The organism is Rhodoferax sp. (genome assembly GCF_037143375.1).
GTDB lineage: Bacteria > Pseudomonadota > Gammaproteobacteria > Burkholderiales > Burkholderiaceae_C > Rhodoferax.
This window is the reverse complement of the sequence record NZ_JBAWYV010000230.1, coordinates 1-3696: the sequence shown is the minus strand read 5'-3', so window position 1 is coordinate 3696 and position 3696 is coordinate 1. Positions and strand designations below refer to the sequence as shown.

General features: G+C 53.4%; 6 protein-coding genes. 2 read left to right on the top strand and 4 right to left on the bottom strand.

The features are described from left to right. The first annotated feature begins 66 nt into the window (after positions 1-66). The gene (locus WCG50_RS18160) at positions 67-474 is read left to right on the top strand and encodes a PAS domain-containing protein (RefSeq protein ID WP_336901003.1); all 408 of its coding nucleotides are present in this window, start codon (positions 67-69) and stop codon (positions 472-474) included. A gap of 96 nt (positions 475-570) precedes the next feature. Beyond that, complete coding sequence (locus WCG50_RS18155) at positions 571-1011, top strand: response regulator (RefSeq protein WP_336901002.1); 441 nt, start codon at positions 571-573, stop codon at positions 1009-1011. A gap of 97 nt (positions 1012-1108) precedes the next feature. Here WCG50_RS18155 and WCG50_RS18150 read toward each other — a convergent pair whose 3' ends face one another. From WCG50_RS18150 to WCG50_RS18135, 4 genes are read right to left on the bottom strand one after another with little or no spacing between them, the layout of a single operon-like run. Continuing rightward, positions 1109-1735: an energy transducer TonB gene (locus WCG50_RS18150; RefSeq protein ID WP_336901001.1), complete on the bottom strand. Its 627-nt coding sequence runs from the start codon at positions 1733-1735 to the stop codon at positions 1109-1111. A 7-nt stretch (positions 1736-1742) separates the two neighbouring features. Continuing rightward, positions 1743-2171 (bottom strand): biopolymer transporter ExbD, encoded by a 429-nt coding sequence (locus WCG50_RS18145; RefSeq protein ID WP_336901000.1) that lies wholly within the window; start codon positions 2169-2171, stop codon positions 1743-1745. A 32-nt stretch (positions 2172-2203) separates the two neighbouring features. Continuing rightward, positions 2204-2632: a biopolymer transporter ExbD gene (locus WCG50_RS18140; RefSeq protein WP_336900999.1), complete on the bottom strand. Its 429-nt coding sequence runs from the start codon at positions 2630-2632 to the stop codon at positions 2204-2206. Between the two features lie 33 nt (positions 2633-2665). Then, positions 2666-3391, bottom strand: coding sequence for a MotA/TolQ/ExbB proton channel family protein (locus WCG50_RS18135; protein WP_336901004.1), 726 nt, complete (start codon positions 3389-3391; stop codon positions 2666-2668). Positions 3392-3696: the final 305 nt, after the last annotated feature.

Sequence of the window (3696 nt, the reverse complement as noted above, 5' to 3'; positions counted from 1 at the left end):
CTAGGACCTCTGACGCCAGAGCCCCTGGTGCCACCGATTCACAGCCCAAACCCGCAGGTGAACAGGATGAATACGATCTCTTCCCCCATTCTCTTTGACAGCAAGTTATTGCATGACCCAAAACTGATGCCGCCCTCAGACCGCAAGGCCGCCATGGTGATGGATATCAATGGCTGCATCGCCGAGTGCAACCTGGCTGCCACGGATTTACTGGGGCGTCAACCGGAGTCACTGGTGGGGCAGAACGTCTCTGATGTGTTGCCTGGCCTGCCTTTTTCACAAGAAACCCCCGGCTACAACCTGGCTTATGTGGGCATGAACCATGCCTTGGATGCCTGGAAGAAGCAAATAGCGCGCACCCCCAGTGGCGGGTCGATTGACGTTGAGATCGTGATCTACATCATCAAACGAGGTTGCAAGTGCCTCATCGCTTTGTTTCTTCGGCGCCCCACCTTTACTGCACTCCATGCTTGAATGCGGAGCGAACTTTGATTTCGCTACACACCCATCCACCTGACTCTTGCGACCGTTAACTCAAGTCAATCTGGCGCTAGCCAATGAGAATGACTAATGCAAACAAATCACATAGATGTCGTCAACGCGCGCATTCTGGTTGTCGAGGATGATGATGCGATGAGAGAATTTATAGTTTTAGCGCTCACTCGAATGGGCGTTCGGAAGGTAAAGGAGTGCGCTGATGGTACTGTTGCATTACAACTGATGGGTAGCTTCTGGCCAGATGTAGTTTTGACTGATATTCATATGGAGCCGATGGGGGGAATCGAGTTTGTGCATCGATTGCGTGATCATCTCACGGTGGAATTTCGCAAAACAAGAGTTATTTTCATGAGTGCTGACTCTAGTCGGGATGTTCTTAAGGAAGCACTTTCACTAGGTGCGTACGGCTACATAGTTAAACCAATATCATTTGAAACTTTACGCGTAAAGATTGAACACGCTTTATCCCCTGTTGATAGAAAACTGGAAATTAGTCCATCGCGTCAACACTAAAGAAGTGCAGTAGCAGCAACCCCGGCTCGGTGTAGCCGCTGGGTTGCGACAGGCCCTTGCCACCACGTGCAGAACTAGGTTTGAAACCAGTGAGGAATTACTGAAAGGTGAAATTAAAGTCCTGGCTCGCGACAACTTCTGCAGTTCCGCTAGTGCACTTGTAGTGCAACATGGCATTTCTAACCGCTTCATGAAAAATTCGCGGTCCTGACAAGATTACGACGGCCCGAACAATCCCATCCTGAATCGTTGCTTGCGCTTTGATGACGCCTTGCGTGCCGTCCAGGATCGCTTTTCTCGGCATCTCGGGGGCAATTTGTGTCGGGCAAACGGTCGCTATATCAGAGCGCACTGCCACCACGGCGGGCGGTGCGGGCGGTGGTGTCGGCGAAATGGGCGCTGCCACTGCTGGTGGCGTGGGCATCGATACGATCTGGGCTAGCGCAGTGACGGGTGGCGCCACTTCAGACTGCGGTACAAAAGGAGGCGGCGCTTCAAGTTTTGAGACCAGCGGTTTGCTCGTTTTGGGTGGAGGCGGAGGAGGTGGTGCAATCGCCACCTCTTGAATCAGCACCGCTTCGAGCGGTTTCATCAAGAGCGTCAAACCCTTGCTCGCGGTACCGGAAACCAGTGCCCAGCCCAAAAAGAGATGGAGCACGACCACAATGGCGATGCCCCGGTAAGGATGGGCCGAGGACTGAAGCGTGTAATTGTTCTGGATCATGGCGAGTTCAGGGTAAAAACTGCTCGCTGCCCACCACGGCCATGCGGGTCAGGCCGTGGCGGCGCGAGGCGGCCAGAACACTGGCAAAAACAGCGTACTGGGCATTTTTGTCCGGCCGCACATGAACTTCAGCTTGCGTCGCTTGATGCGCGGCCTCTGCCATATTGACCTCCAGCTGCGCAATCGTCACCGGCAGACCTTGCCAGAACAGCTCGCTTTGCGGGTTGATGTCGATTTGAATCTTGTCCGGTACCACCGCGCTCACCGGCGGGCGGCCCACTGGTAAGTCCAGATTAACGGCGTGCAACTGAACCGGAATGGTGATGATGAGCATCACCAACAAAACCAGCATCACGTCAATCAGCGGTGTGGTGTTGATGTCCATCATCACCTCGGGGTCATCTACGTTAAGGTCAGCGTTGCTGGTCATGGCCATAAAAAAATTCCTCTACGCGGCTGGCGCGCGAATCAACCGCCGGGGGCCGGGGGTTCGGTAATAAAAGAGACTTTGGCAATGCCGGCGCGTTGGCAGGCGGCCATGATCTGGCCCACGCTTTCATAGCGCGCCGCCTGGTCGCCGTTGATTTGCACTTCTGGTTGCGGGCGAGTGACCGAAACTACTTTAAGCCGGTCCACCAGCGCCTGCATATTGGCAACTGGCGTGTCATGCCAGAAAATGTGCCCGGCCTTGTCTACCGAGATGATGACGTTTTCGGGTTTTGCCACGCGCTCTTGCACCCGTTGTTTGGGCAAGCTGACGGGGATGGAACTGGTAGCAACCGGAATGGTGATCAGGAAGATGATGAGCAAAACCAGCATCACATCCACCAGAGGCGTGGTGTTGATCTGGCTCAAGATAGCGTCCTCGCCCTCGCCAGATCCAAGACTGATGGACATAAATTATTCCGTGCAGGTTTGGTGTCGCAAGCGTCAGGCCTTGTTGGCCGTGGCCAACAGCACGGCATGCAAATCGTTGCCAAAAGCCTGCACGACTTCCATCGTCAATTTGTTGCGTCGCACCAGCCAGTTGTAGCCCAACACCGCAGGCACCGCCACAGCGAGTCCGATGGCGGTCATGATCAAAGCCTCGCCCACCGGGCCGGCCACTTTGTCGATGCTGGCCTGGCCCGACATGCCAATTTTGACCAGCGCATGGTAGATGCCCCAGACGGTGCCAAACAAGCCGACAAACGGCGCCGTCGAGCCCACGGTGGCGAGTAAAGCCAGGCCATCCTGCATGCGACTTTGCACATTGGCCATGGCCCGCTGAATGCTCATGGTGACCCAGGTATTGAAGTCAATGGCGCCCAACAAACCATCGTGTTTGCTGGCGCCCTCAAGGCCTTTTTCTGCAATAAAACGGTAGGGGCTTTGCGGGTCGAGCAGATCCGCGCTGGCGCGGATGGAGCCACCCGACCAAAAGTTGTCTTGCACGGCTTGGGTCTGTTTGCTGGCCCGGGACTGCGCCAGGAGTTTGGTTACGATCATGTACCAGCTCGCCATGCTCATAGCCACCAAAATCAGCAAGGTGCTCTTGGCAATCATGTCGCCCTCCGCCCACAGGGCTTGAATGCCGTAGGGGTTGGTGACAACGGCCACCTCTTGCGCCGATGCCAAGCCTGGCAGGCTGGTCAGGACGGCCACACTGGTGCCCATCAAAGCAGTAGAAATTTTGTCAAAACGAATACGCACTACAAGTCCTTAAAGTTTCTACAGGGTTGCGAATAGACGCAATTAAAAATGTAAAAAAATAAATGTAATTAAGCGATATGTCTTCTTTGTGACATTAGCTATAAATTTTTGATAAAAATCAAATTCCTTTGAAAAAAGTAAAAATTATGTAAAGCTTGTTTGATTCATCGAGTTGACATATTGGCGAGAGACGATTAAGACTGCCTAGTAAATTGTTATCTTAATATTTAAAATCCCATGTCGAAACTCAATCTCAGCCACCGTCTTAA